24 protein-coding genes and 1 riboswitch are annotated in these 24473 nt (G+C 67.5%); of the genes, 8 read left to right on the top strand and 16 right to left on the bottom strand.

The features are described from left to right. Positions 1–4 precede the first annotated feature (4 nt). The 9 genes from J3R73_RS23725 to ctrA form a co-directional block, all read right to left on the bottom strand. Entirely contained in the window at positions 5–2098 is a 2094-nt protein-coding gene (locus tag J3R73_RS23725; protein WP_307433016.1) for a tetratricopeptide repeat protein, read from the bottom strand. A 220-nt stretch (positions 2099–2318) separates the two neighbouring features. Further along, the gene (locus J3R73_RS23720; RefSeq protein WP_307433012.1) at positions 2319–3995 is read right to left on the bottom strand and encodes an electron transfer flavoprotein-ubiquinone oxidoreductase; all 1677 of its coding nucleotides are present in this window, start codon (positions 3993–3995) and stop codon (positions 2319–2321) included. 402 nt (positions 3996–4397) lie between these two features. Next, positions 4398–5960: an aminomethyl-transferring glycine dehydrogenase subunit GcvPB gene (gene gcvPB / locus J3R73_RS23715; RefSeq protein ID WP_307433009.1), complete on the bottom strand. Its 1563-nt coding sequence runs from the start codon at positions 5958–5960 to the stop codon at positions 4398–4400. Next, the gene (gene gcvPA / locus J3R73_RS23710) at positions 5960–7300 is read right to left on the bottom strand and encodes an aminomethyl-transferring glycine dehydrogenase subunit GcvPA (RefSeq protein WP_307433006.1); all 1341 of its coding nucleotides are present in this window, start codon (positions 7298–7300) and stop codon (positions 5960–5962) included. Before gcvPA ends, gcvPB begins: the two co-directional genes overlap by 1 nt. Positions 7301–7304: 4 nt before the next feature. Next, positions 7305–7676: a glycine cleavage system protein GcvH gene (gene gcvH / locus J3R73_RS23705; RefSeq protein ID WP_307433003.1), complete on the bottom strand. Its 372-nt coding sequence runs from the start codon at positions 7674–7676 to the stop codon at positions 7305–7307. 57 nt (positions 7677–7733) lie between these two features. Beyond that, positions 7734–8870: a glycine cleavage system aminomethyltransferase GcvT gene (gcvT, locus tag J3R73_RS23700; protein ID WP_307433000.1), complete on the bottom strand. Its 1137-nt coding sequence runs from the start codon at positions 8868–8870 to the stop codon at positions 7734–7736. Positions 8871–9127: 257 nt separating this feature from the next. Continuing rightward, positions 9128–9232: riboswitch (glycine riboswitch) on the bottom strand. Positions 9233–9302: 70 nt separating this feature from the next. Beyond that, entirely contained in the window at positions 9303–9896 is a 594-nt protein-coding gene (locus tag J3R73_RS23695; protein WP_307432998.1) for a hypothetical protein, read from the bottom strand. A gap of 204 nt (positions 9897–10100) precedes the next feature. Next, positions 10101–10907, bottom strand: coding sequence for a 5'-methylthioadenosine/adenosylhomocysteine nucleosidase (locus J3R73_RS23690; protein ID WP_307432996.1), 807 nt, complete (start codon positions 10905–10907; stop codon positions 10101–10103). 266 nt (positions 10908–11173) lie between these two features. After that, on the bottom strand, positions 11174–11875 hold the full coding sequence (ctrA, locus tag J3R73_RS23685; protein WP_307432994.1) for a response regulator transcription factor CtrA: 702 nt from the start codon (positions 11873–11875) through the stop codon (positions 11174–11176). Positions 11876–12720: 845 nt separating this feature from the next. On the opposite strand from ctrA, the gene fliJ reads away from it, so the two are divergent. Beyond that, positions 12721–13083: a flagellar export protein FliJ gene (gene fliJ, locus J3R73_RS23680; protein WP_307432991.1), complete on the top strand. Its 363-nt coding sequence runs from the start codon at positions 12721–12723 to the stop codon at positions 13081–13083. A 19-nt stretch (positions 13084–13102) separates the two neighbouring features. On the opposite strand, the gene J3R73_RS23675 is transcribed toward fliJ, so the two are convergent. From J3R73_RS23675 to chpT, 3 genes are all read right to left on the bottom strand, one after another. Further along, the gene (locus J3R73_RS23675; RefSeq protein WP_307432988.1) at positions 13103–13402 is read right to left on the bottom strand and encodes a hypothetical protein; all 300 of its coding nucleotides are present in this window, start codon (positions 13400–13402) and stop codon (positions 13103–13105) included. 49 nt (positions 13403–13451) lie between these two features. Further along, a complete protein-coding gene (locus tag J3R73_RS23670) occupies positions 13452–13832 on the bottom strand; it encodes a RidA family protein (protein ID WP_307432986.1) in 381 nt (126 codons plus the stop codon). A 144-nt stretch (positions 13833–13976) separates the two neighbouring features. Continuing rightward, on the bottom strand, positions 13977–14621 hold the full coding sequence (gene chpT, locus J3R73_RS23665; RefSeq protein ID WP_307432983.1) for a histidine phosphotransferase ChpT: 645 nt from the start codon (positions 14619–14621) through the stop codon (positions 13977–13979). Positions 14622–14791: 170 nt separating this feature from the next. Between chpT and cysQ the strand changes: the two genes are divergently transcribed. The 3 genes from cysQ to J3R73_RS23650 all read left to right on the top strand — a co-directional run bounded on the left by cysQ (position 14792) and on the right by J3R73_RS23650 (position 17659). After that, the gene (gene cysQ / locus J3R73_RS23660) at positions 14792–15571 is read left to right on the top strand and encodes a 3'(2'),5'-bisphosphate nucleotidase CysQ (RefSeq protein ID WP_307432980.1); all 780 of its coding nucleotides are present in this window, start codon (positions 14792–14794) and stop codon (positions 15569–15571) included. A gap of 210 nt (positions 15572–15781) precedes the next feature. After that, positions 15782–16378: a DUF1134 domain-containing protein gene (locus J3R73_RS23655; protein ID WP_307432977.1), complete on the top strand. Its 597-nt coding sequence runs from the start codon at positions 15782–15784 to the stop codon at positions 16376–16378. A gap of 123 nt (positions 16379–16501) precedes the next feature. Continuing rightward, on the top strand, positions 16502–17659 hold the full coding sequence (locus J3R73_RS23650; RefSeq protein WP_307432975.1) for a coiled-coil domain-containing protein: 1158 nt from the start codon (positions 16502–16504) through the stop codon (positions 17657–17659). A gap of 80 nt (positions 17660–17739) precedes the next feature. On the opposite strand, the gene J3R73_RS23645 is transcribed toward J3R73_RS23650, so the two are convergent. Both J3R73_RS23645 and J3R73_RS23640 read right to left on the bottom strand, forming a co-directional pair. Then, positions 17740–18639, bottom strand: a complete 900-nt coding sequence (locus J3R73_RS23645) for a pseudouridine-5'-phosphate glycosidase (RefSeq protein WP_307432972.1) — start codon at positions 18637–18639, stop codon at positions 17740–17742. Then, positions 18636–19577 carry a PfkB family carbohydrate kinase gene (locus tag J3R73_RS23640; RefSeq protein ID WP_307432967.1) on the bottom strand — a complete coding sequence of 314 codons (942 nt, stop codon included), beginning with the start codon at positions 19575–19577 and terminating at the stop codon, positions 18636–18638. The genes J3R73_RS23645 and J3R73_RS23640 overlap by 4 nt, the downstream gene beginning before the upstream one ends. Positions 19578–19788: 211 nt before the next feature. On the opposite strand from J3R73_RS23640, the gene J3R73_RS23635 reads away from it, so the two are divergent. From J3R73_RS23635 to J3R73_RS23625, 3 genes are all read left to right on the top strand, one after another. Continuing rightward, a complete protein-coding gene (locus J3R73_RS23635) occupies positions 19789–20589 on the top strand; it encodes a lytic murein transglycosylase (RefSeq protein ID WP_307432963.1) in 801 nt (266 codons plus the stop codon). Between the two features lie 120 nt (positions 20590–20709). Beyond that, positions 20710–21516: a transporter substrate-binding domain-containing protein gene (locus J3R73_RS23630; RefSeq protein ID WP_307432961.1), complete on the top strand. Its 807-nt coding sequence runs from the start codon at positions 20710–20712 to the stop codon at positions 21514–21516. Positions 21517–21662: 146 nt separating this feature from the next. Continuing rightward, on the top strand, positions 21663–22535 hold the full coding sequence (locus tag J3R73_RS23625) for an amino acid ABC transporter permease (RefSeq protein ID WP_307432956.1): 873 nt from the start codon (positions 21663–21665) through the stop codon (positions 22533–22535). Between the two features lie 43 nt (positions 22536–22578). Here the strand turns inward: J3R73_RS23625 and J3R73_RS23620 are convergent, their stop codons facing one another. After that, the gene (locus J3R73_RS23620) at positions 22579–22941 is read right to left on the bottom strand and encodes a DUF6717 family protein (RefSeq protein ID WP_307432953.1); all 363 of its coding nucleotides are present in this window, start codon (positions 22939–22941) and stop codon (positions 22579–22581) included. Further along, positions 22938–23378: a rhodanese-like domain-containing protein gene (locus tag J3R73_RS23615; protein WP_307432949.1), complete on the bottom strand. Its 441-nt coding sequence runs from the start codon at positions 23376–23378 to the stop codon at positions 22938–22940. Before J3R73_RS23615 ends, J3R73_RS23620 begins: the two co-directional genes overlap by 4 nt. Positions 23379–23474: 96 nt before the next feature. Between J3R73_RS23615 and ftrA the strand changes: the two genes are divergently transcribed. Continuing rightward, on the top strand, positions 23475–24470 hold the full coding sequence (gene ftrA, locus J3R73_RS23610; protein ID WP_307432946.1) for a transcriptional regulator FtrA: 996 nt from the start codon (positions 23475–23477) through the stop codon (positions 24468–24470). The last annotated feature ends 3 nt before the right edge of the window (positions 24471–24473 follow it).

Raw genomic sequence — 24473 nt, 5'->3', positions numbered from 1 at the left:
CGGGTCAGCCGCCATTGCCGCTGGCCGGCGCAGCCGGTTTGTCCGGATCGACCGGCTTCTGCGGGGAGGCAGGCTTTTGCGGCTCCGCCGGTTTGGGCGGCTCGGCGGGCTTGGGCGTCGCCGGCGGGGTGACCGGAGCCGGCGGCACGCCGGCCGGGTTGGGCGCGTCCGCCGGTTTGGGCGTATCGGCCGGCTTGGGGGCGTCAGCGGGTTTGGGCGTATCAGTGGGTTTGGGCGCCTCGACCGGCTTGGGCTTGTCCGCCGGCTTGGACGTATCCACCGGCTTGGAGGCGTCCGGCGCCGCGGGGGCAGGCTGGACGGAGACGGGCTTGGCCGTTTCCGGCGGCGTGCCGGCTTGCTCGGGCTTGGCGGGCTCGGCTGGCTTCGCCGTGCCGGCAGCGTCGGCCAGCCCGTGCTCGAGCTTGGACTGGAGCTTGGCCTTTTCGTCCGGCTCGGGCTTGGAATCGAGCGCGTGGTGCCATTGGAACGTCGCTTCGAGCTTGCGGCCGGCCCGCCAATAGGCATCGCCGAGATGGTCGTTGATCGTCGGATCGCCCGGCTTCAGCGCGACGGCGCGTTCGAGCTGCTCGACCGCCTCGTCATATTCGCCGAGCGTGTAATGCGCCCAGCCGAGGCTGTCGACGATATAGCCGTCGTCGGGCCGCTGATCGACGGCCTTCTTGATCATGTCCATGCCCTCCTGGAGGTGCATGCCCTTGTCGATCCAGGAATAGCCGAGATAGTTCAGCACCGAGGGCTGGTCGGGATAGAGTTCGAGCGCCTTCTTGAAATCCGCTTCCGCCTTCGGCCACTGGTTGGTGCGTTCATAGGCGATGCCGCGGTAATAGAAGGTCGACCAGTCGCTGCGCGTCGGCGTGCCGACGACGTCGAGCGCCTGGCTGAAGGTGGCCGCCGCCTCGTCCCAGCGCTTGCGGCTCTGGTAGAGGCCGCCCAGCGAGATGATGGCGTCGAGGTCCTTCGGATCCCGGGCGATGATCTTCTTGAGATGGTCGACGGCTTCGTCGGTCCGGTCGAGCTGGTCGAGCACGGTCGCCAGCTCGATCTCGGCATTGCGCTTGAGCGGCGAGGTGTCGGGCACCGCCTGGAACAGGTCGTCGGCGATCTGGGGCTGCTTCAGGTCGGTATAGAGCTCGGCGAGGCCGATGAGCGCCGCCGCATTGTTCCGGTCGAGATAGAGCGCGAGGCGGTAGAACACCACCGCGTAATCGGCGCCGCCCTGCTTGGAGATCGCGGCGGCCACCGAGATCAGGATGTCGGCCGCGCCCTGCTGGGCCGAATCGACGGCCGGGCCGATGCGCTTGCCGGCCCGGATGTCGGCGGCGAGCGCCGTGACGACCGGCTGGCGCGGGATCTTGGCGCTGTAGGCGTCGAGGATGGCGAGCGCTTCGTCCTTCCTGCCGGCGCGGGCGAGGGCGCGCGCCAGGGCATCGGTGATGGTGACGGCGTTGGAATCGTGGTCGTGCGCATCCTTGAGGCGGACGATCGCCTCGTCATGCGAGCCGGCGAGATCGAGCATCATGCCCGCCGAGAAATTCTTGAAGGTCGAGAAGCCCTCGTCGCTGGAGATGTCGTCGGTGGCCTGCACGCCGCGCTTGGTCTGGCCGGCGCCGGCATAGGTCCAGGTCGAGATCAGCGGCGTCGCCAGCTGGAGGATCGGCTTGTCGACGGTGGCCTTGAGCTGGGTGCGCGCCTCGGCATATTGCCGCGCGCGCAGGGCCCGCACGCCGAGCACCAGATTCGCGATCGGGTTGTTCTTGTCGATGGCGATCATGCGGCGGGCGAAGACCACCGCCCTGTCCATGTCGCCGGACGAGAGCAGCGCGATGAAGGTGCGGTTGATCAGGTCGGGATTGCCCGGATTGCCCTTGAGCGCCGCGGCATAGAACAGCGCGGCCGCGCTGTCGTCGCGCAGGCTCGAAGCGAGGCGCCCAGCCAGGAAGCTGCCGGCGACGGATGTGGGCCGGAATGCGGGGCTGTCCGCCGCCGTCCTGCCCGCGAAGGCCGGGACGATGGCCGTGGTCGACAGGCCCAGGACCGTCAGGGCAGCGAAAAGGGAAGTGCGGAAAGACAGGGGCACGGGCAGTTACACTCCGAATCAGGCAATCGCCATTCGCAATGGCACAGCCATAAAGCATTTTCCGTTACCATGGCCGCTTTGAGGCGTGCGAACAACCCATCGATCCGGCCTGGTACTTCATTTCGCCGCCATGTGCGGTCGCATCTGCGTGATCGCCGATGTCGATCTCCTCGGCGCCGGGCCTCGGCCACAGTCGCCAAGGGGAGGGGGGGCGCCGGGCTCACATGTTGGGATAATTCGGGCCGCCGCCGCCTTCGGGCGTCGTCCAGTTGATGTTCTGCGCGGGGTCCTTGATGTCGCAGGTCTTGCAGTGGACGCAGTTCTGGGCGTTGATGACGAAGCGGGGGTCCTTCTTCGCGGCCTCGTCGCCATAGACGACTTCGTAGACGGCTGCCGGGCAATAGAGCCGCGCCGGCTCGCCATAGAGCGGCAGGTTGCGCTCGACCGGCACCGACGGGTCCTTCAGCTTGAGATGGACCGGCTGGTCCTCCTCGTGATTGGTCGCCGACAGGAAGACCGACGACAATTTGTCGAAGGAGAGCCGGCCGTCGGGCTTGGGATAGCGGATGGGCTTGGCCTTGGCGATCGGATCCAGGGTGGCATAGTCCGGCTTGCCGTGCTTGAGCGTGCCGAACAGCGAGAAGCCGAGCCTCTCGTTCATATGCATGTCGAGCCCCCCCAGGGCGACGCCGCCCCACAGGCCGAGCTTCGACCACAGCGGCTTGACGTTGCGGACCTTGGCGAGGTCCCGCCCGATCTCGCTCCCCCGCCATGCGTTCTCGTAGGAGAGGATCTCGTCATGCTCGCGGCCGGCGGCGAGGGCTTCGGTGAGGTGCTCGGCCGCCAGCATGCCGGACAGCACGGCATTGTGGCTGCCCTTGATGCGCGGCACGTTGACGAGGCCCGCCGAGCAGCCGATCAGCGCGCCGCCCGGGAAGGACAGCTTCGGCACCGACTGGTAGCCGCCTTCGGTGATGGCGCGGGCGCCGTAGGCGATGCGCTTGGCCCCCTCGAAGGTCGGCGCGATCAGCGGATGGTGCTTGAAGCGCTGGAATTCGTCGAAGGGCGAGAGGTTGGGATTGGTATAGTTGAGGTGGACGACGAAACCGACCACCACCTGGTTGTTTTCGAGGTGGTAGAGGAAGGAGCCGCCGCCGGTCTTCCAGTCGAGCGGCCAGCCGAAGGAATGCTGGACCCGCCCCGGCACGTGCCGGGCGGGGTCGATCTGCCAGAGCTCCTTGAGGCCGATGCCGTATTTCTGCGGCTCGCGGCCCTCGTCGAGCTTGAAGCGGGAGACCAGGATCTTGGTCAGGCTGCCGCGGGCGCCCTCGGCGAAGAGCGTGTATTTGCCGCGCAGCTCCATGCCGCGCGTGAAGCCGGGCTTGGGCTTGCCGTCGCGGCCGACGCCCATGTCGCCGGTGGCGATGCCGGCCACCGCGCCCTTGTCGTCATAGAGGACTTCGGCGGCGGCGAAGCCGGGATAGATCTCCACGCCCAGCGCCTCGGCCTGCACTGCCAGCCAGCGGCAGACATTGCCGAGCGAGCCGACGAAATTGCCGTGGTTCGACATCAGCTTCGGCATGCCGAAATTCGGCAGGCGGACACCGCCGGAGGGGCCGAAATAGTAGAAATGATCCTCGACGACGGGCGTCACCAACGGGCGGTCCGGCGCCTCGCGCCATTCCGGCAGGAGGCGGTCGAGGCCGATGGGATCGATCACGGCGCCGGACAGGATGTGGGCGCCGACCTCCGAGCCCTTTTCCACCACCACCACGGTGGTCTCCGGATTGAGCTGCTTGAGACGGATCGCCGCCGCCAGGCCGGCAGGTCCGGCTCCCACCACGACGACATCATATTCCATCGCCTCGCGGGGGCCGAGATCGGCGCTGTCGCTCATCGGTAAGTCTCCAATCCCGGTACGGCCGGACGCTGTGTTTGATCCGCCCCGCTTTTTTCACGTTTTTGGAATGGGTGCAAACCCGTGCCGCAGCGATTTTCCGGGAGCGCGGGCGAGATGCTCCTATGCGCCGACTTTACCGGGCAGGCGCGGTGATGGAGGGGCGATCACCGATCGCCCCTCCTGGAAACGCCGCGTCTGCCGGAGAGGAAGAGGTCGATCGGTGATCCACCCTCCAGGCAGGGCGCGGTGATGGAGGGGCGATCACCGATCGCCCGTCTTGGAAACGCTGCATCTGCCGAAACGGAAAAGGTCGATCGGTGATCGCCCCTCCGATCGTGAGCTTTGAGTCAGTACAGCGGGCGTCTCGCCCGCGTTCCAGGCGGCTCGCGAGGCGTTACTTCATTCGGCCGCGTCCTTGATCGGTTCGGGCGGCGTCCAGCGCAGGATCGGCTGGCGGGCAGCCCGCGTTTCGTCCATGCGCCGGCGCGGGGCGTGGTAGGGCGCACCCGAGAACCGCTCGGTCTCGCCGCGCCTGGCGGCCATGGCGAGGTCGCGCAGCGTGGCGATGAAGAGATCGAGCGAGGCCTTGGATTCGCTCTCCGTCGGCTCGATCAGCATCGCGCCATGGACGACGAGGGGGAAATACATCGTCATCGGATGATAGCCCTCGTCGATCATCGCCTTGGCGAAGTCGAGCGTGGTGACGCCGGTGTCCTTCAGCCAGCTGTCGTCGAACAGCGCCTCATGCATGCAGGGCTGGTCGCCGAACGGCGCCGACATCAGGTCCTGCAGGCTGGCGCGAATATAATTGGCGCTGAGCACGGCGTCCTCGGAAGCCTGCCGCATGCCGTCGGCGCCGTGCGAGAGCATATAGGCCATCGCGCGGGTGAACATGCCCATCTGGCCGTGGAACGCCACCAGTCGGCCGAAAGGTTCGGTTCCCTGGGGCGCCTGGCTCTCGTTCTCGACCAGCCGGCCCTCCGCCAGGAAAGGGAAGGGCGCGTAGGGTGCGAGCTTGTCCGACAGCACCACCGGCCCGGCGCCGGGGCCGCCGCCGCCATGCGGGGTGGAGAAGGTCTTGTGCAGGTTGATGTGCATGGCGTCGACGCCGAGATCGCCCGGGCGCACCTTGCCGACGATCGCGTTGAAATTGGCGCCGTCGCAATAGAAGTAGGCGCCGGCCTCGTGCACCGCCTCGGCGATCGCCTTCACATCCTTCTCGAACAGCCCGCAGGTGTTCGGATTGGTCAGCATGATCGCCGCGACGCTCGGGCCGAGCGCCTTGCGGACATCGGCGGGATCGACAGTGCCGTCGGGCCGCGCCGGAATCGGCTCGACCGTGAAGCCGATCAGCGCGGCGGTGGCCGGATTGGTGCCGTGGGCCGATTCGGGCACCAGCACCACGGTCCTGGTTTCGCCTTCCCCGCGCGCCGCGATGGCCGCCTTGATCGCCATCATGCCGCAGAGTTCGCCATGCGCGCCGGCCTTGGGGCTCATCGCCACGGCGGGCATGCCCGTCAGCGTCTTGAGGTAATGGGCGAGGCGGTCGATCAGCTCGATCGCGCCGGGAACGGTGGAGACCGGCTGCAGCGGATGGATGTCGCCGAAGCCGGGCAGCCGCGCCATCTTCTCGTTGAGGCGCGGATTGTGCTTCATCGTGCAGGAGCCAAGCGGAAAGAGCCCGGTGTCGATGCCGAAATTCTTCTGGCTGAGGCGTACGAAATGGCGCATCGCCTCCGGCTCGCTGAAGCCGGGCAGGCCGATCGGCTCCTTGCGCTCGAGCCCGCCGAGCCGCGGCGTGAACGCGCCGGCCTCCTCGATGTCGACGCCGGTGACCTCGACGCGTCCGGTCTCGAACAGGAGCGCTTCCTCGATCAGGAGGGCGCGATTGCCGGTGAAGGTCGGGTGGAGGACGTCGGCGCCCTCGCCCGCGGCGGAAGGGCGTCCCTGGCGGTTCAACATCACGCAAGCTCCTTCAGCGCTGCGGCATAGGCCGCTCTGTCTTCATCGGTGTTGACTTCGGTGGAGGCGACGATGAGGAGATCGTCATGGCCGCTGCCGGGGGCGAGGCGCGCATAGGGGACGCCGCCGAGGATGCCGCGGGCGGCGAGCCTTTCGGTCAGCGCGGCGGCATTGCCCGGCACGCGGAGGGTGAATTCGTTGAAGAAGGACCGCTGCAGGACCTCCACGCCCGGCACCTCGGCCAGCAGGTCGGCGAGCTTCACGGCATTGGCGTGGTTGAGGAGGGCGAGCCGGCGCAGGCCTTTTTCGCCCAGCAGCGCCATGTGAATGGTGAAGGCGAGGACGCACAGGCCCGAATTGGTGCAGATGTTCGAGGTCGCCTTCTCGCGGCGGATATGCTGCTCGCGGGTCGAAAGGGTCAGCACGAAGCCGCGATCGCCTTGTGCATCGACCGTCTGGCCGCAGAGGCGGCCCGGCATCTGCCGTACATATTTCTGCCGGGCGGCGAAGAGCCCGACATAGGGACCGCCATAGGTCAGCGCGTTGCCGATCGACTGGCCTTCGCCGACGACGATGTCGGCACCCATCGCGCCGGGCGGCATCACCAGCCCGAGCGAGACCGCCTCGGTGAAGACGGCGATGAGCAGGGCGCCGGCCTTGTGTGCCGCCTCGGCGATGGCAGTGAGGTCGCGCAGATTGCCGAACACGTCCGGTGTCTGAACCACCACGCAGGAGGTATCGGCGTCGATGCGGGCGACGATGTCCTCGCTCGCCGTCACGTCGGCCGGCAGGGCGTCGACGGTGTGGCCGCCCATCTGCGAGAGGGTGCGGACGACGCCGGCATAATGCGGGTGAAGCCCGCCCGACAGCACGGCCTTGCCGCGGCGGGTGACGCGATGGGCCATCAGCACGGCCTCGCCGGTGCCGGTCGAGCCGTCATACATCGAGGCGTTCGCCACATCCATGCCGGTCAGCAGCGCGACCTGGGTCTGGAACTCGTAGAGATATTGCAGCGTGCCCTGGGCGATCTCGGGCTGGTACGGCGTGTAGGAGGTCAGGAATTCCGAGCGCTGGATGAGATGGTCGACCGTGGCCGGCACATGGTGCTTGTAGGCGCCGGCACCGACGAAGAAGGGTACGGAGGAGGCCGCGACGTTCTTCGCGGCGAGGCCGCCCATGATGCGCTCGACGGCGAGCTCGCCCTTGGCGGACGGCAGGTCGGGCGCGGAGGCCAGGAGCGCGTCCGCCGGCACGTTCGCGAAGAGGTCGTCGATATGGTCGACGCCGATCTTCGCCAGCATCAGGCCGCGGTCGTCGGCGGTCAGGGGGAGATAGCGCATGCGGTCAGGCTCCGATATGGGCGGCATAGGCCGCTTCGTCCATCAGGCCGTCGAGCTGGCCCGGGTCGGCCAGCTTCATCTTGATGAACCAGCCCTTGCCGAGAGGATCCTCGTTCACGGTGCCGGGCGCGTCGGGCAGGCTCTCGTTGACCTCGATGACGGTGCCGGACACCGGGGCGTAGACCTCGCTCGCCGCCTTCACCGATTCGACGACGGCCGCCTCGTCGCCCTGCTTGAGCGTCTTGCCCTTGGCCGGCAGCTCGACGAACACGACGTCGCCGAGCTGCGACTGGGCGTAGTCGGTGATGCCGATGGTGGCGATGTCGCCCTCGACCGAAACATATTCATGATCGGTGCTGTATCGGATGGTTGCCATGAGACGGGATTCCCCTAGGTGGCCCGGAACGGGCATTGGACGATGGAAAAGCGGAATTCAGGCGCGATGGAAGCGGTGCGGCGTGAAGGGCAGCGCCGCGACCCGGGCAGGCACGTTCCGGCCGCGCAGATCGACGAGGAGATCGGTGCCGATGGCGGCATAGGCCGGCGGGACGAAGCCCATGGCGACGGGGCCGCCGACCGTCGGCCCGAAGCCGCCCGAGGTGACGACGCCGATGGTCTCGCCGCCGGCGTTGCGGATGACGGCGCCTTCCCGCACCGGCGAGCGGCCTTCCGGGACGAGGCCGATGCGCATGCGAGCCGGACCTTCGGCGAGTTCGCGCTGGATCCGGGCGGCACCGGGAAAGCCGCCCTGTTCGCGGCGGCGCTTCTGGATCGACCAGGCGATGCCGGCTTCGACCGGCGACGTCGTCTCGTCGAGTTCGTGTCCGTAGAGGCACAGCCCCGCCTCCAGGCGCAGCGAATCGCGGGCGCCGAGGCCGACGGGCTTCACGCGCTCGTCCCGAAGCAGGATCCGCCACAGCGCGCCGGCCTTGGAGGATTTGACCGAGATCTCGAACCCGTCCTCGCCGGTATAGCCGGACCGCGAGACCGCGATGTCGATGTCGCCGAAACGGCTGGAACGCGCGCCCATGAAGGGGAGGGCGGCGGCCTCGGGACAATGATCGGCCATCACCGCCGCTGCAAGGGGGCCCTGCAGCGCGATCAGCGCCCTGTCCTGGACGATCAGGAGGCTGGCCCTGTCGCCGATCTTTTCCTTGATGAGGTCGTAATCGGCCTGTTTTCGCGAAGCGTTGACGACCAGGCTGAGCGAGCCGTCATCGGCCGGATCGACCGGACGGCTGACCATCAGATCGTCCAGCGTGCCGCCCTCGGCATTGAGGAACTGGGTGTAGCGCTGGCGTCCGCGGGGAAGATTGAGAATATCGGCGGGAACCAGCGTTTCCAGCGCGGCGGCCACAGCGGCATGGTCGTGGGCCGTCAGGAAAGCCTGCCCCATGTGGGACACGTCGAAGAGCCCGGCCGCCTGGCGGGTGTGGTTGTGCTCGGCGATGATGCCGGCTGGATATTGCACCGGCATGTCGTAGCCGGCGAACGGCACCATGCGAGCCCCGAGCGCGACGTGATCGGCATGGAGAGGGGTCTTCAGAAGTCCGGCAGGTGATTCGGCCATGATGGCTCCGACAAAAGGTTGCACCCCGGACGAAATCGCCCGGTTGTGCCCCCTCTGTCGCGGTTACCTGAGAGATTTCGCGACTCCACACCCTGAAGCGTTCTGCAAGCTGCCGGAATCGGCGAGAATCACAAAAACGCGTCGAACCAAGAGTGAGAGCAAAATGGCGTTTCTGCGAAACGCGTTTTGCTCCAGGAGCTGCTTACGCCCGTCGGTGAGCCCGAGCGTTTGCACGCTCGCGCCGCTTTCCAGAGTTTCGTTCCCCCGCGGTCCGGTTGCCTGAGAGTTTCCGGGGCGGTTGCTCCTTCGGCGCCAGCCACCGACCTCAAAGAGGTCGGGCCGGACTCTTCCGCGGGGATCGACCGAATGACCGGAAGCTAGCCTCCGGCCGGCGCGTCGTCAACTGCGCAGAATGCGACGCTGCGGGAAAAGTCAGCGCCGGTGCTTTTTCTTGGTCGGGGGCTCGAGCGCCCCCTTGTTGTCGAAGCCGATCTGGATGTCGTAGGAATTCAGCGGTTGCTGAACGCCGATCACGATCGGCGTGGAGGTGTCGACGACCTCGAACGAACCCTGGTCCTCGCCTGGCGGCACCGAGGCGGCGACGCGCAGCACCTTGGTGTAGGCCGTATGCTCGTCCCGGTCGCGGATCGTGATCCGCAGCGGCGCCGAATAGGTGCCGGCCCCGCCCTGCTTCAGGATCGCCAGGCCCTTGATGCCGATCTTGATCGTCACCGATGCCGGGCCGGAGAGATCGCATTCCCGAGCGAATTTCGAGATCGTCATCTGCGCGCCGCCGCTCGTATAGAAGGAGGCGCCGTTCGGCACGTTGATGACGGGACATTCGGCGTCGGGATCGAAGTCCACGCGCGTCGGGGCGCTGGGCGTGCTCGGCGTAGAGGACGACTCCGCTTCGGTCGGCGTGCCATAGACGCCCGTGATGATGCTGTTGGAACAGCCGCCGAGGGCCGCGAGGCCTGCCAGCAAGGCTCCGCGAGCCGCCCAAACGCCAAACTGCCTGCCAACCATCGAAACGCTCCTGCTGGTTCTCCGCGGCGGCGGCCCCGGCCGCGGGGAAATCTCGAATTCGCAATGCCGTCGCAGGTGAGAAACGGCGGGCTGCGCCTGCCCGGTCCTCTCCGTCGCCCGCATGTGGCGCCGAGCGCCCTTATAGCATGCGGCACGTCTTCGGCCAGTCCGACGGAGGCGTTCGGACCTTGTGCACAGGGGATTTCAGGCCGAAATCGTCGCCCTGCCGAGCGACCAATCGTCCTGCAGGAAGCGGCGGATGATGTGGTGGGAATAGAAGCTGGCGACGAGGCCGAGGAAACGCGGAAAATCGACATGGGCATTGTCGTCCGCGCTGTCGGAAATGATGCGCAGGACGGCGAAGGGCACGCCGTAATCGTGGCAGACCTGCGCCACCGCGCCGCTCTCCATCTCGATGGCGAGCGCATCCGGAACATCGGCGCGCAGGGCGGCGACGTCGGCATGGCCGTTGACGAAGCGGTCGCCGCTGATGACGAGGCCGCGATGCAGGGCCGGCGAGGCGAGGCTGAACTGGGCGCGGATGTCCGGCGCCAGTGCCGGCAGGTCCTCGGCCAGGAAGGCCTGCGTCGCCCGGGCCAGGCTGGCGCCGAGGACGGCGTCGGCCGCGAATCGCGACATGCCCGTCAGCGGCACCTCGAAACGGGGAAAGATCGGCCGTGCATCGAGGTCGTGCTGCAGCATGGCGTCGCCCACGACGATGTCGCCGACATGCACGGATGCCGCCGCCCCGCCGGCCACGCCGGCGTTGAGCACGGCGCCGACCCCGAATTCGTGGACGAGACCGGCGGTCGCCGTCGCGGCGGCGACCTTGCCGACGCGCGACAGAGTGAGGACGCAGTCCCGCCCGAACAGGCTTCCGCTGTGATAGTCCCGACCGCCGAGGCGCCTGGTCTGCGTGGCCCCGTCCTGCCGCATGAGCGCGAACAAGGCCTCCGCCTCCTCGGCCAGGGGAACGAGGATGCCGAGCGGCGGGGAGGGCAGGGCTGTCATCGGTTGATTCCCAAAGCATTTTACAGAAAAGCCGATCGGCTTTCCGATTGGAAAATGCGTCAAAACAACAGGTTGGAGAAAACCGTGATTCGATGGAATCGCAGTTTGCGCCGGGCGACCCTAGCTCGTGAAGCCGCCGGCTTCCAGCCCGCATCCCGGCACCTCGTCCGGCCCGGACGGCGGCAGGCGCTCACGGCCGCAGGCCATGCGCAAAAGAAAGGCCGGGACGAGCCCGGCCTCTTCGTTGCCCGAGAAGGATCAGGGGCTCACACCGCGATGCGTTCGTCGATCTCGCTGGGCTCGCGCAGCACATAGCCGCGGCCCCAGACGGTCTCGATGTAGTTCGTGCCGCCGGTGGCGTTCGCAAGCTTCTTGCGCAGCTTGCAGATGAAGACGTCGATGATCTTCAGCTCCGGCTCGTCCATGCCGCCATAAAGGTGGTTCAGGAACATTTCCTTGGTGAGCGTGGTGCCCTTGCGGAGCGAGAGCAGCTCCAGCATCTGGTATTCCTTGCCCGTCAGGTGCACGCGCGTGTTGTGCACCTCCACCGTCTTGGTATCGAGATTGACGATGAGGTCGCCGGTGGCGATCACCGACTGGGCATGGCCCTTGGAACGGCGCACGATCGCATGGATACGGGCGACCAGCTCGTCCTTGTGGAAGGGCTTGGTGAGATAGTCGTCGGCGCCGAAGCCGAGTCCCTTCACCTTGTCCTCGATGCCGGCGAGACCCGACAGGATCAGGATCGGCGTCTTGACCTTCGCCACCCGCAGGGACCTGAGCACTTCGTAGCCCGACATGTCGGGCAGATTCAGATCGAGCAGGATGATGTCGTAGTCGTAGAGCTTGCCTAGATCGACGCCCTCTTCTCCGAGGTCCGTCGTATAGACGTTGAAGCTCTCCGACTTGAGCATCAGCTCGATGCTTTGCGCCGTGGCGCTATCGTCTTCGACAAGAAGTACGCGCATATCAATCCCCCACTGCGGCCTCAGAGGGTCGACCGCCGTCGCGAATGCGCAGGCAGCACGGTAAATTCACCTCATCGATGATCGCTCGTGACGCTACGCAGGAATGGTTAACAAATTGTGATTCTCTCATGCAAGCGAAACCTGAAGGGAGGTGTGAAACTCTCTGTAACACATTGCCCGAAAGACAAAATTGCCGTGGAACGGACATCAACATAAACATGAAGAAATCCAGATAAGCGACTCTCCGGACTCACGCATTCGCCAGGAGGAGGCTCCAGGCTGTGTGCGGGTTCATCAATCGCGTTAGGGATCATTAACGAGCCGGGTAAATTAAAGGTTACGAGCCGGCGGTCCTCTTAGCGAATTTGGCCGAATCATCGGCGGTCGCGGGGCGGCGGCACAGCCGGGCATCCGGCGGCCGCGGCGTCTTTGCCGAGCCCGCATGCCAGCCGGGAGGGGACCAGGATCCGAGGAGTTTGTTACTTAAAATCAATTGGATATGGAGAAAATCCCATGGCTGCGGACGCGCCGGCTGCCCGCTCCGGCCACGGTTCTCGGCCCCGTGGAGAGGAGAGCCTGGTCGACCCGGCGCACCGCGCAGGCGACGCCGAATATATTAAGGAGCGACGCCCCCGGCCATGTTTCGCCCCATGGCGGCCGCGGAAGCGGCGCGCTTCCGGCGCCTCGTCCTGCGTTCGGGGCCCGCTTCGCGGCTTTTCTGCGGCAGGTAAGGAAGAATTCACCGCCATGCAGGATGGTTGTGTCTCCGCCGGAATGTTCCGTGGCGGTCCTGTCCTAGGCGGCCGGGTCTTCCCCGGCCGATGCGGCTGATGGAGTAACGAGTAATGAAGTCGCGCGACACCCTCATTCGTCTGAAGCGTTTCCAGGTGGACGAGAAGCGCCGTCAAGTCGTCCAGATCGAAACCATGGTCGCCGAATTCGAGCGGATGGCGGCCGATCTGGACCGGGAGATCAAGACCGAGGAGGTGAAGGCCGGCATCACCGACACCAGCCATTTCGCCTACCCGACCTATGCGAGGGCGGCGACGGCGCGGCGCGACAACCTGCTCGGTTCGGCCGAAGACCTGAGGATCAAGCTGGAGGATGCGAGGACGGCCCTGGCCGACGCCGTCGAGGATCTCAAAATGGTGGAAATTCTCGAAGACCGCGAAAGGGCGACGGAGCGCGGCCTCGCCCCGCAGAGCTGAGATTTCGCCGCCGGCGGCGTCACTGCTTCGGTGTCGGCGGCTTCGTCGTCACGCAGCGCAGATCCTTGCGGACGCAGGCGATGCCGGGCGTCGAGCACATCGCCTTGCCGCCCACCACGGCGCAGATGAGGCATTCGTCGGTGAGTTCGGTGCAGTCGGGGTGGGCCTGCAGGAAGGAGAGGATCGAGGTGTCCGGCGCCACCGGCGTGGAGGGCGTGGGCAGCGGCGGGGCCGGCTTGTCCTGCGCCAGCGCGGGAGAGAGGCCGAGGACGAGGCCGAGAACCACGCTCGAGACGATGCCGGGAAGAATGCCGCGCATGGCGCCCTCTTTCAGATGTGGCGCCCGCATAGGCGCCGGTCCACACGGATCAGCCGCGAAAGGCGGTCGCTTCGATCTCCACCTTCATCTCGGGCTTGATCAGGTCGCAGACGAGCATGGTGGCTGCCGGCCTTATATCGCCGAAAACCCGTCCCGTGACGGCGAACACGTCGTCCGCCAGGTCGGCCCGCGTGATGTAGTAGTGCACCCGCACGATGTCCGTCAGGGCGAAGCCCGCCTCGACGAGCGCCTTCTCGATGGTCGCGAGCGCGTTTTCCGCCTGCGCCGCGATGTCGTCCGGCATGATCATGCGGGCATAGTCGTAGCCGGTGGTGCCCGCGACGAAGCACCAGTCGCCCTGGACGACGGCGCGCGAATAGCCGGCCGCGCGTTCGAAGGGAGACCCTGTCGAGATCAGCCTGCGCTTCATGTTCGATCCTCTGCAATCAGGCTCGCCGGCCGCTTGCGGACGGTCCGGGAGCGGCCTCGGCCGTGCCGTGCCGGTCGGGCCGCGCTCCGTTTCGCCGCTCTGTATAAGCCTGTTTGAAAAACCCGCAACGCCGGCAGGCCTGCGTCAGGCCGGCGTCGCGCCGATCCTCACGCCGCCGTCGACGGCCTGGACGCGGACGGCCATCGATGCGGCGCGCGATATCAGGCCAGCGTAGTAGGGCTGGATCGCGTGGCTGTCGAGCGTGCCGCTTTCCGGCTCGCCCGCCAGCAGGCTCGTGAGCCCGGCCGGAATGCGCGAATGGCTGCCGAGCGCCAGGATGTCGAAGGTCGGCGCCTCGGCATCACCGGTCACCCTGGCGTCGATGGAGCCGCCGCGCGGAATGGTGGAGCCCGCGACGACGAGGAGGTTCAGCAGCAGCTTGACCTTGTTCTTGGGCATGAACACCCGCGGGGCCGACCATTTGAGCGTGACCTTGTCGTCCTGGATGAAGCCGCGCGCGACATTCTCGGCATCGCCGAGGTCGATGGAGGAGCCGGCCGAGCCGGCGGCGCCGAAGGCGATGCGGGCGAACTGGAGCCTGGCCGAAGCCGTACGGGAACTCTTCTTAATGAGGTCGAGGGCAAAGGCCTTCATCGAGGCGTCGTCCTCGTCCTCGAGGACCTCGAGCCCATTGACAATGGCCCCGACGGGATTGATCACGTCATGGCACACGCGCGAGCACAGCAGGGCGGCAAGATCGAGCGCGTCGAGTTGAAATCCGGCGGTCATCGCAGCGTCCCCGCAGTTCCGTAAAAGAATCACGTCCATCATACGAGGTTCCAGATAGACGCTGCCGCTTTCGATGTGAAGCGCTTGCTCGGCGGCGCCGGCCGACCGGCGCCGCCTGGAACCTGCCCCTCAACGGCCTGCCGACGGCCACTGCAGAACGAGAATCGACCTTGCCACACGAGAACGACGTCCTCGCCCGCGAATTTTCCAGCATAGCCCGGCAGGCGGGCGCAGCGATCATGGCGGTCTATGCCACCGGCACGGCGGCGCGGTTCAAGGAGGATCGCTCGCCGGTGACCGAGGCCGACGAGATCGCCGAGGCGATCATTCTCGACCGTCTGGCGGCGCTGCTGCCGGATGTCCCCGTGGTGGCGGAAGAGAGCTGCTCCAGGGGCATGGTGCCGCAGGTCGGCTCGCGCTTCATCCTGGTCGATCCGCTCGACGGCACCAAGGAATTCCTCAACCGCAACGGCGAGTTCACCGTCAACATCGCATTGATCGACGCCATGGCGCCGGTTGCCGGCTGCGTCTTCGCGCCGGCGGTCGACGCGCTCTATGCGGGCGGAGAGACGGCCTGGCGCATCATCGGCGCCGACGAGGCTCCGATCCGCACGCGGCCCTATCCCGCCGAGGGGCTGACGGCCTTGTGCAGCCGCTCTCATCCCGACGCGAAGAGCGAGGCGTTTCTCGCCGGCTACCGGATCGCCGACCGCCGGGAGGCCGGATCCTCGTTGAAATTCTGCCGCCTCGCCGAAGGCCAAGCCGACGTCTATCCGCGCTTCGGCCCGACCATGGAATGGGACGTGGCGGCCGGTCACGCCGTGCTCGCCGCCGCCGGGGGCGCCGTGCTGGCACCCGATGGCGCACCCTTCGCCTATGGCAAGACGGCAGCCGGCTTTCGCAACGAGGCTTTCATCGCCTGGGGGCAGCGGGCGCCGGCGAGCCCCTGATGGCCCACCGATGCGGCAGATATCCGGTCCGCAGGCAAATCGAAGGACTTTGTTAACGCTGTTGCGGCACAGATTGGGGCCGGGTGAGGGTCGACGGCTCGAATCTGACTTTCGGCGAAGAACCGTCAGATTCAGGCCACAAAAGAGTAATTCGTGGTCCGCAGCCGGTCGATCGCTGCCGTAGCGGACCATCTGCCAGAGAGGCTCGACATGAATGCTCCCATCCGCCGTCGCAGGGCCATGGCCACCCTGGCAGGTCTTGCGATCTGCGCCGCCGCTTCCCTCGCTCCAGGTCTCGCCTTTGCGCAGCAGGAGGAAAGGCCGCAGCGCATTTCGTCGAACGAGCTGATCGATTCCGGCCACCGCTTCTTCGGCAGCGTGTCGCGCGATTTGGCGCTGGCGATCCAGAAAGCCGTCAGCCGCTGGGGAGAGCCCAACGGCTATATCCTCGGCCAGGAGGGGTCCGGCGCCTTCATCGGCGGGTTGCGCTATGGCGAGGGCACGCTGTTCACCCGCAATGTCGGCGACCGCAAGGTCTTCTGGCAGGGCCCCTCGGTCGGCTGGGATTTCGGCGGCGACGGCGCCCGCACCATGATGCTGGTCTATAATCTCTCGCGTGTCGACGGCGTCTTCAGCCGTTTCGGCGGCGTCGCCGGGTCGGCCTATATCGTCGGCGGCTTCGGCGTCACCGCGCTCGGCGACGGCGACATGATGGTGGTGCCGATCAAGTCCGGTGTCGGGGCGAGGCTCGGCATCAATCTGGGCTATCTCAAATTCACGCCGACCGCGACCTGGAACCCCTTCTGAAACGCTGCCCGCGGTGGACGGCACCAGCGCCGCGCCGCTGGACATCCCCTTGGATTTGGTCGCAATATTGCCGGCAATCCGGGATAAGTCTGCTTTCTCTTGGTCAGGGGCAGGTCTGGACCGTTGCTCGATTACGCCATCGCCTTTTTCCTGGGGTTGGTCTTCGCAGCCCTGGCCGCTCTGGCCATGCTGCCGGCGGTGTGGGCGCGTGCGCGCCGGCTGATCCGGCGGCAGATGGAAGTGGCCCTCCCGCTGTCGATGACGGAAGTCCGCGCCGCGCAGGATCACATGCGCGCGGCGGCTGCGGTTGCGCGGCGGCGGCTCGAACAGCGGATCGAGCGCGACCGCGAGCGGCACCATCGGCTGATGGCCGATTACGGCCGGCAGAGCGAGAGGCTGAGACGGACCGAGGCGATGCTCGGCGTCGATGCCGAACGGCTGGCGGCGGCCGAAGAGAGCGCCGCGTCCGCGCAGAGGCAGGTCCTCGCCGGCCAGCAGGATATCGCTTCCCTCAAGGCTGAACTCGCTGCCGCCCGCGTGACCATCGCGCTGCGCGAAGACATGGCGGACGAGTTCGAGCGCGACATCAACGCCGCCGTCATGGACAACGACAATCTTCGCGTCGAGCTGGTGGCGCTGCGCACCAAGCTGGGTGCGGCCGAGGACAGCGCGCAGATGCATCGGCGCGAACTGCGCCTGGTGCAGGAAAAGACCGCGGAACGGGAAGAGCGCCTCGCCGCCCAGGCCGCCGAGCTGGAGCGCGCCGGGACTGCGATCGCCGCCCTCGAAGCGCGGGTGGCCTCGCTCGGCGACAGGCTGCAGGCGATGACCCGCAAGGAGGAGGCCGCCGCGATGGCGAAGTCGGATCTGGAGACGCGCCTTTCCGTCCTTTCCGGCGAGCTGCGCCGGAAGGACGCGGCGCTGGCCGAACGTGACGCCCGGCTCGCCATCATGTCCGGCCGCGAGGCTGAACTCGTCGCCGAACTCAACCGCCTCAAGCGGGAGGCGCCGCGGTCGGGTGCGGTCGACAACGAGATCACCGCGCTCAAGGCGACGAGGGCCCGCCTGCAGGCCGAACTCGCCGCGCTCCGCCAGGAGGCGCATGATTCCTGGCTCGCCATCGAGGCGGACAATCGCCTGCTGCGCCGCGAGATGGCGCAGATCGCCGCCGACATCGCCCGCGAGGTCGCCAGCCGACAGTCGGGGGCGGCGGCGCATGGGACGGAGCGCGTCGCCGCCAACGACCAGGCCGCATCCCCCGCGGCCCTGCCGCGCGGATAGCCGGGAACGCGGACATCCCTGTCCGCCTCTTCTTTCCCGTCGGCACCGCGCCATGGCGCCGGGACAAAAGGATCCGGCGACTACAGCGCGGCCGCGATCCTGGCGGCGAGGCGGGCATTGTTCTCCACCAGGGCGATATTCGCCACCAGGCTGCGCCCTTCGGTCAATTCGAGCATGCGCGAGAGCAGGAAGGGCGTCAGCGCCTTGCCGGAGACCCCGAGCGCGTCGGCCTCGGCGATGGCGGCTGCGATCGCCGGGTTGATCTCGCCGGCCGCGATCTCGTCGCCGGGCGGGATGGGGTTGCCGACCAGCACGCCGCCGTCGAGCCGCAGATCCTGCCGGGCGCGGATCAGGGCGGCGATATCGGCGGGCTCGTCGAGGCGCAGCGGAGCGGGCAGGCCGCTGCTGCGGCTCCAGAAGGCGGGAAACTCGTCGGTGCCGAAGCCGACGACGGGGACGCCCAGCGTCTCCAGCGTCTCCAGGGTCTTGGGCAGGTCGAGAATGGCCTTGGCGCCCGCGCATACCACGCAGACCGGCGTGCGCGCGAGCTCGTGGAGGTCGGCCGAGATGTCGTAGGTCTTCTCCGCGCCGCGATGGACGCCCCCGATGCCGCCGGTGGCGAAGACGCGGATGCCGGCCCGGTCCGCCGCGATCATCGTGGCGGCGACGGTGGTCGAGCCGTTCATGCGCCGGGCGACGGCATAGCCGAGATCGGCCCGGCTGAGCTTGAGGAAGCCCGATGCGGCGCCCATCGCCTCGAGCTGGTCGTCCTCGAGCCCGGCATGGATGACGCCCTGCAGCACGGCGATGGTGGCGGGCTCGGCGCCTTCCGCCCGCACCGCCGCCTCGACGCGCCGCGCGGTCTCGACATTGTGGGGCCAGGGCATGCCATGCGTGATGATCGTCGATTCGAGCGCGACGACCGGCCTTCCGGCCTTCAGGGCGGCCGCGACGGCCGGAGAATGGGTGACAGGGATCATCGGGATATCGTTTCGGTTCGGAGGGAAAGGTCGAAGCGGGCCAGCATGGCCTCCATGCTCAAGTCCCGGCGCACGGTTTCCATGGCTTCCACCGTGAGAGCGGCGGCGGCCATCGCCCGTGACGCCGCGGCGATGAAATCGTCGCCGGCCGCCAGGCGCGCCAGCGTGCCGGCCGCCAGGGCGTCGCCCGCCCCGTTGACGTTGACGGGGCGCGACGGCAAAGCGGGGATCTGCGTCACGCGGTCCTCCTCCCATGCCAGCGCGCCGTCCGGGCCGAGCGTGAGCAGGCCCTTCTTCACCGGCCCGGCGGCGAGGCCCTGCGCGAGCGTCGCTGGCTCGCCGCCCTCCCGGCCGAGCAGCGTCGCCGCCTCGTAGCGGTTGAGGAAGAGGATGTCGAGGTCCGGCAGGATCGCCGCGAACCGCGCGAGCTTCTGGCGGGAGACCGGCACCGCCGCGAGCATGCGGCCCCGCTTGGCCCTCGCGACGGCTTCGAGCGTGGCGGCCGGCAGGTTGGCGTCGACGAAGAGGAGCGTGTCGTCCGATGCGGCCGCGAGCGCGGCCTCGGCCGCGGAAGGGGCGATGGCGTCGAAGATCGCCATGTCGGCGAGACCGATCACGAGTTCGCCGGCGCCGTTGAAGATGGCGGTGTAGGATGCCGTCGCAGCGCCCGTCATGACGACGACGCCCTGCGTGTCGATGCCCGCCGCCCGGCTCGCCGCGACGGCCCGCCGCCCGTCCGCATCCTCGCCCACCGCTGACACCAGGCCGACGGGGACGCCGAGCCGGGCGAGATTCTCCGCCACATTGCGGGCGACGCCGCCGATGCCGCTGCGCATGCGGCCGATATTCGACGTATGCAGGCGCTCGCGAGCCTCCGTCGTTTCGCCGATGCGGTCGACCACGCATCCGCCCATGCACAGAACCGAACGATACCGCATGCGTCCTCACCTTGCGGGGCGCATCCCTGGCACAGATTTTCCGGGGCAACAATACGCGGTCCGATTTGCCCTCGATTCCGCTTGTTTCTCAACACGTTTGCAGCAATACAGCCGCAGTTCCCCCCGTGAAGTCTTCGCCCGAAACGCCGCCGCCACATTTTGCGCACTCTTCTTTGCCTAGTGTGGCCATCCTCCCCTTCGAGAACCCTCCATGCGCACCGCCCCCCTTCTCGCCGCCCTGATGATGTTCGCCGCTGCGCCGGCCCTGGCCCAGTCCTGCAAAGACCCGTCCGGCTTTCCGGCCTGGCTCGACGGCATCAGGAAGGAAGCGGCTGCCGATGGTATCGGCTCGAAGGGATTGGCGGCGCTCGACGGCATCACCTACGACCAGAACACCATCTCGCATGACCGCGGCCAGAAGGTGTTCAAGCAGAGCTTCGAGGAGTTCTCGGGCCGCATGGTCAACACTTTCCGCATCAATCGCGGCCGGGCGCTGATCAAGAAATACCAGGCGGTGTTCAGCAAGGTGGAGGCCGATACCGGCGTCCAGGCGCCGGTGATCGCCTCCCTCTGGGGGCTGGAGACCGATTTCGGTGCCAATATCGGCAATTTCCAGACGATCCGTTCTCTGGCGACGCTCTCCTATGACTGCCGGCGTCCGGAGAAATTCCATCCCGAACTGATCGACGCGCTGCGCATCGTCGACCAGGGCGACATTCCGGCCTCGGAAATGCACGGGGCCTGGGCGGGCGAACTCGGCCAGGCCCAGTTCATGCCGTCCAACTACCTGAAATATGCCGTGGATTTTGACGGCGACGGCCGCAAGGACCTGCTCAGGAGCGCGCCGGACGTCATCGCCTCCATCGCCCGCCTGCTGCAGGCGGCGGGCTGGCAGCGCGGCGCCGGCTGGGAGCAGGGCGAGCCCAATTTCACCGTGCTGCAGGCCTGGAACAACAGCGAGCTCTATCGCAAGACGGTCGCCCTGCTGGCGACCCGGATCGCCGGCAAATAGGTTTTCCCGAAGGGGTGAGATTTTCTGGGAGGCCGGTCTCGCGACCGGCCTTTTTTGCCTGTTCGCCGGCCGGCACGCATGGCAATGTCGGGCCTCTTCCATCCGCCACGGAGCTTCCCGATGTTTCGCCGCCAGTTCCTCGGACTCGGTGCCGCCGTCCTCGCCTTCGGCCTCTCGCTTTGCGGAACGGCGGGCGCCGACCCCCTGCCGGACCTCAAGGGACGCACCATCGTCGCCGTCACCGAGAACGCCTATTTCCCGCTCAACTTCACCGATCCCAAGACCGGCGAGGGCATCGGCTGGGAATATGACGCGATGAACGAGATCGCCAGGCGGCTCGACGCCAAGGTCGAATGGAAGACCTCCTCCTGGGACGCCATGATCCAGGCGGTGCAGGCCGGGCAGTTCGATATCGGCATGGACGGCATCTCCATCACCGACGAACGCAAGAAGCAGGTCGATTTTTCCGATCCCTACATGGTGTCCGAGCAGTTCATGCTGGTGCGCGCCAACGAGAACCGCTTCACCGATGCCAAGAGCTTTGCCGCCGACCCCAAGCTCTTCGTCGGCGCGCAAGCGGGGACCACCAATTATTTCGTCTCGGTGTCGGACCTGCTCGGCGGCGACGACAAGAGCCCGCGCCTGAGGCTGTTCGAGACCTTCGGCGCCTCGGTCCAGGCGCTCAAGGTGGGTGACGTCGACACGGTGCTGATGGACAAGGCCGGCGCCGAGGGCAATATCGCCGCCTCGCCGGACAGGTTCAAGATCATCGGCAACGGCCTCGGCCATGACGAGTTCGGCTTCATCCTGAAGAAGGGATCGGACCTGCTCGCTCCCGTCGACGCCGCGCTGGCGGCGATGAAGGCCGACGGTACGCTGAAGGCGCTCGACAAGAAATGGTTCTACGACTACAGGGCCGCGCACTGAACGGGCGCAGGGCCATGACGGTTCGACGCGTCTTGCCGGGCCTGCCCCCGGCGAGCCAGGCAGACCGCCATCGCGGGTACTGACGGGAAGCTGGATGCCCGGGACAGGCCCGGGCCACACAAGATCGCATTCTTCCGCTCATTCTCGTGCCTGTGCCCGCAGACACGCCCTCCAATCCGCCCGGGAGCTTCCACGTCCTGACCATGCCGTCGCCGCCGCCGCCATCCGTCCTGTCGCGCCTGCCATGGTGGCTGGTCATCCTCGGCACGCTCGGTTTCCTCCTCGCTCTGCTCGGCCTGTGGGACGAGCAATACCGCGCCATCTTCGTCGTGGTCGGACGCGGGCTGTTCGTCACCGTCCGCGTGACGGTGATCGCCTTCGCCGCGGCGCTTCTGCTCGGCACCGCGATCGCCCTCGGCCTCGTCTCGCGGCTGCGCTGGCTCGCCGAGGCGATCCGCGCCTATGTCGAGGTGATGCGGGGCGTGCCGATGATCGTGCTGCTCTATTACATCGCCTTCGCCATCGGGCCGGCGCTGATCGACTTCTATTCGGCCGCGTTCGGCGGGGCGGTCGCGGCCGGCCTGCTGCCGGCGATCACCATCCGCGACTTCAGCTTCGAATGGCGGGCGATCTTCGCGCTGACGCTGGCCTATTCGGCCTTCATCGCCGAGATCGTGCGCGGCGGCATCCTCTCGGTGCCGATCGGGCAGTGGGAGGCGGCGCAGGCCCTCGGCCTGTCGCGCTTCAAGACGCTGAGCCTCGTCGTGCTGCCGCAGGCCTTCAAGACGATGACGCCGCCGCTCGGCAACGACCTCGTCTCGATGCTCAAGGATTCCTCGCTCGTCTCCGTGCTCGGCATCGCCGACATCACGCAGAACGGCAAGACCTTCACGGCCTCGACCTTCCTGTTCTTCCAGACCTATACGGTCGTCGCCTTCCTCTATCTCGTTATGACCATCGGCCTGACGCTGCTCGTGCGCCGGCTCGAAAGCCGCATGCGCCGCAACGAGAAGATTTGAGGAAGTCTGCGGCTACCGGCTGTGCGTCGACGGCCCGACGCACTCATGCCGCGGCCGTGGCGCCGTCCCTGGCCTTGACCTGGATGTGAATGTCCATCGGCGGGCGCTCGAAATAGCGCAGCAGGGCCGGACAAAGCCAGCCCTCGCTGCCGAATTCGGAGGAAAGATAGATGTTTCCCGAGCCGTCCTCCCGCTGCCATTTCAGGTGGAAACGGCTGCCGGGAAAGGGCGCCCCCGAGAAAACCATGATGAAGCCCGCTGCGGCGTCCGGCAGCGCGGCGACCGCCTGGTCGATCAGGAGATCGGCGCCGCCGACGAAGGGCTCCTGCACCAGCCCCACCTTGGGATCGTCGAAGACCCACATGCCGAGATAGCGATAGGGCGCGATGACATTGATGGCATTCATGGCGAGTGTCCCGGATCCGGCGGCGCCAGGCTTCCCGCCGCCGGCCCCACCATAAGGGGGAACCCCTCATCGGCCCAGCCCGTCATGCCGCCGATCATCACCTTGACGCGGCGCCCGAGACGGGCGAGCCGCAAAGCCGCCCTGTCGGTGCCGTTGCAATGCGGGCCGGCGCAATAGACGACGAAGAGCGTGTCCTGCGGCCAGTTTTCCATCTTCGAGGCCGTCATCTTGCCGTGAGGCAGGTTGATCGCGCCGGGGACATGCCCCCTCTCGTAGAGCTTCGGCCCGCGCACGTCGAGCAGCACGAAATCGTCGGCAGCGCCGCGCAGCGCTCCGTGCACGTCGGCGCAATCGGTCTCGAAGGCGAGGCGGCGGGCGTAATGGGCCGCGACCTCCTCGGGCGGTGCGGCTTCGAACTCGGCGACGGCACTCGGCATGGCTCTCTCCCATGGGGCTGCGGCGTCCGCGGATATCGCGGCGCTTCCGGACGGGTGCCACTATGCCGACGCGCCCCTTGCGCGGAAGTGGCGGGAATGCCAATCTCCGTCAAGATCATGCCAGACACCGCTTCCACGACCGGCCCGCTCGTTGCGGTCCTCGCCTATGACGGGCTCTGCACTTTCGAGTTCGGGGTGGCCTATGAGGTTTTCGGCCTGCCGCGCCCCGAGATGGGGCCGGGCTGGTACGGCTACGTCGCCTGCGCGATCGAAGCCGGGCCGCTGCATGCCGCCGGCGGACTGACGGTGGTGGTCGATGCCGGCCTCGACAGGCTGGCCGGGGCGGACCTGATCGTCGCGCCGGGCTGGCGCGGCATCGATGCGCCGGTGCCGCCCGACCTGGTCGCGGCTCTGCGGCAGGCGCATGCCAGCGGTGCCCGCATCCTGTCGCTGTGCTCCGGCATCGCCGTCCTGGCGGCGGCGGGGTTTCTCGACGGCCGGCGGGCGACCACCCATTGGCGCTATGCCGAGGCGATCCGTGCCCGCTATCCGGCGATAGACCTCGATCCGGCGCGGCTCTATGTCGACGAGGGGGATGTGCTGACGGCGGCCGGCAGCGCCGCCGGGATCGATCTGTGCCTGCATGTGGTCAGGCGGGACTTCGGCCCCGACGCCGCCAATTCGGTGGCCAGGCGCCTGGTGGTGCCGCCGCACCGGGAGGGCGGCCAGGCCCAGTTCATCGAACGGCCGATGCCGCGCGAGCGGGCAGGGACGCGCCTCGGGCCGCTGATCGACTGGCTGCGGGCCAATCTCGCCGCCCCGCACAGCATCGAGACGATCGCCGCCCGCTCCGGCATGAGCGCCAGGACCTTGCAGCGCCGCTTCGAGGAGGCGACCGGACTGCCGCCCGGCGAATGGCTGGTGGCCGAACGCGTCGGCCTGGCGCGCGAGCAGCTGGAGCGGAACGGCGGCGCGACGGTGGCGGATATCGCCTTGGCCTGCGGCTTCGGCACCGTGGAGACGATGCGGCATCATTTCCGGCGGCGGGTCGGTGTCAGCCCGGCGGCCTATCGGGCGCGGTTCGCGGCGTGACCG

The organism is Labrys monachus, from assembly GCF_030814655.1.
Classification (GTDB): Bacteria; Pseudomonadota; Alphaproteobacteria; order Rhizobiales; family Labraceae; genus Labrys; species Labrys monacha.
Note: the sequence above shows the minus strand (reverse complement) of the source record. Positions and strands in the feature narration are given on the sequence as shown.

What these genes read in the sequence shown, in the direction of transcription:
- ctrA (WP_307432994.1), bottom strand. Translation starts at nt 11,875, where the DNA reads ATGCGCGTACTTCTTGTCGAAGACGATAGCGCCACGGCGCAAAGCATC.
- J3R73_RS23690 (WP_307432996.1), bottom strand. Translation starts at nt 10,907, where the DNA reads ATGACAGCCCTGCCCTCCCCGCCGCTCGGCATCCTCGTTCCCCTGGCC.
- gcvH (WP_307433003.1), bottom strand. Translation starts at nt 7,676, where the DNA reads ATGGCAACCATCCGATACAGCACCGATCATGAATATGTTTCGGTCGAG.
- J3R73_RS23645 (WP_307432972.1), bottom strand. Translation starts at nt 18,639, where the DNA reads ATGATCCCTGTCACCCATTCTCCGGCCGTCGCGGCCGCCCTGAAGGCC.
- J3R73_RS23655 (WP_307432977.1), top strand. Translation starts at nt 15,782, where the DNA reads ATGAATGCTCCCATCCGCCGTCGCAGGGCCATGGCCACCCTGGCAGGT.
- J3R73_RS23635 (WP_307432963.1), top strand. Translation starts at nt 19,789, where the DNA reads ATGCGCACCGCCCCCCTTCTCGCCGCCCTGATGATGTTCGCCGCTGCG.
- fliJ (WP_307432991.1), top strand. Translation starts at nt 12,721, where the DNA reads ATGAAGTCGCGCGACACCCTCATTCGTCTGAAGCGTTTCCAGGTGGAC.
- gcvPB (WP_307433009.1), bottom strand. Translation starts at nt 5,960, where the DNA reads ATGTTGAACCGCCAGGGACGCCCTTCCGCCGCGGGCGAGGGCGCCGAC.
- chpT (WP_307432983.1), bottom strand. Translation starts at nt 14,621, where the DNA reads ATGACCGCCGGATTTCAACTCGACGCGCTCGATCTTGCCGCCCTGCTG.
- J3R73_RS23630 (WP_307432961.1), top strand. Translation starts at nt 20,710, where the DNA reads ATGTTTCGCCGCCAGTTCCTCGGACTCGGTGCCGCCGTCCTCGCCTTC.
- J3R73_RS23675 (WP_307432988.1), bottom strand. Translation starts at nt 13,402, where the DNA reads ATGCGCGGCATTCTTCCCGGCATCGTCTCGAGCGTGGTTCTCGGCCTC.
- J3R73_RS23640 (WP_307432967.1), bottom strand. Translation starts at nt 19,577, where the DNA reads ATGCGGTATCGTTCGGTTCTGTGCATGGGCGGATGCGTGGTCGACCGC.
- gcvT (WP_307433000.1), bottom strand. Translation starts at nt 8,870, where the DNA reads ATGGCCGAATCACCTGCCGGACTTCTGAAGACCCCTCTCCATGCCGAT.
- gcvPA (WP_307433006.1), bottom strand. Translation starts at nt 7,300, where the DNA reads ATGCGCTATCTCCCCCTGACCGCCGACGACCGCGGCCTGATGCTGGCG.
- J3R73_RS23670 (WP_307432986.1), bottom strand. Translation starts at nt 13,832, where the DNA reads ATGAAGCGCAGGCTGATCTCGACAGGGTCTCCCTTCGAACGCGCGGCC.
- ftrA (WP_307432946.1), top strand. Translation starts at nt 23,475, where the DNA reads ATGCCAATCTCCGTCAAGATCATGCCAGACACCGCTTCCACGACCGGC.
- J3R73_RS23695 (WP_307432998.1), bottom strand. Translation starts at nt 9,896, where the DNA reads ATGGTTGGCAGGCAGTTTGGCGTTTGGGCGGCTCGCGGAGCCTTGCTG.
- J3R73_RS23615 (WP_307432949.1), bottom strand. Translation starts at nt 23,378, where the DNA reads ATGCCGAGTGCCGTCGCCGAGTTCGAAGCCGCACCGCCCGAGGAGGTC.
- J3R73_RS23720 (WP_307433012.1), bottom strand. Translation starts at nt 3,995, where the DNA reads ATGAGCGACAGCGCCGATCTCGGCCCCCGCGAGGCGATGGAATATGAT.
- J3R73_RS23620 (WP_307432953.1), bottom strand. Translation starts at nt 22,941, where the DNA reads ATGAATGCCATCAATGTCATCGCGCCCTATCGCTATCTCGGCATGTGG.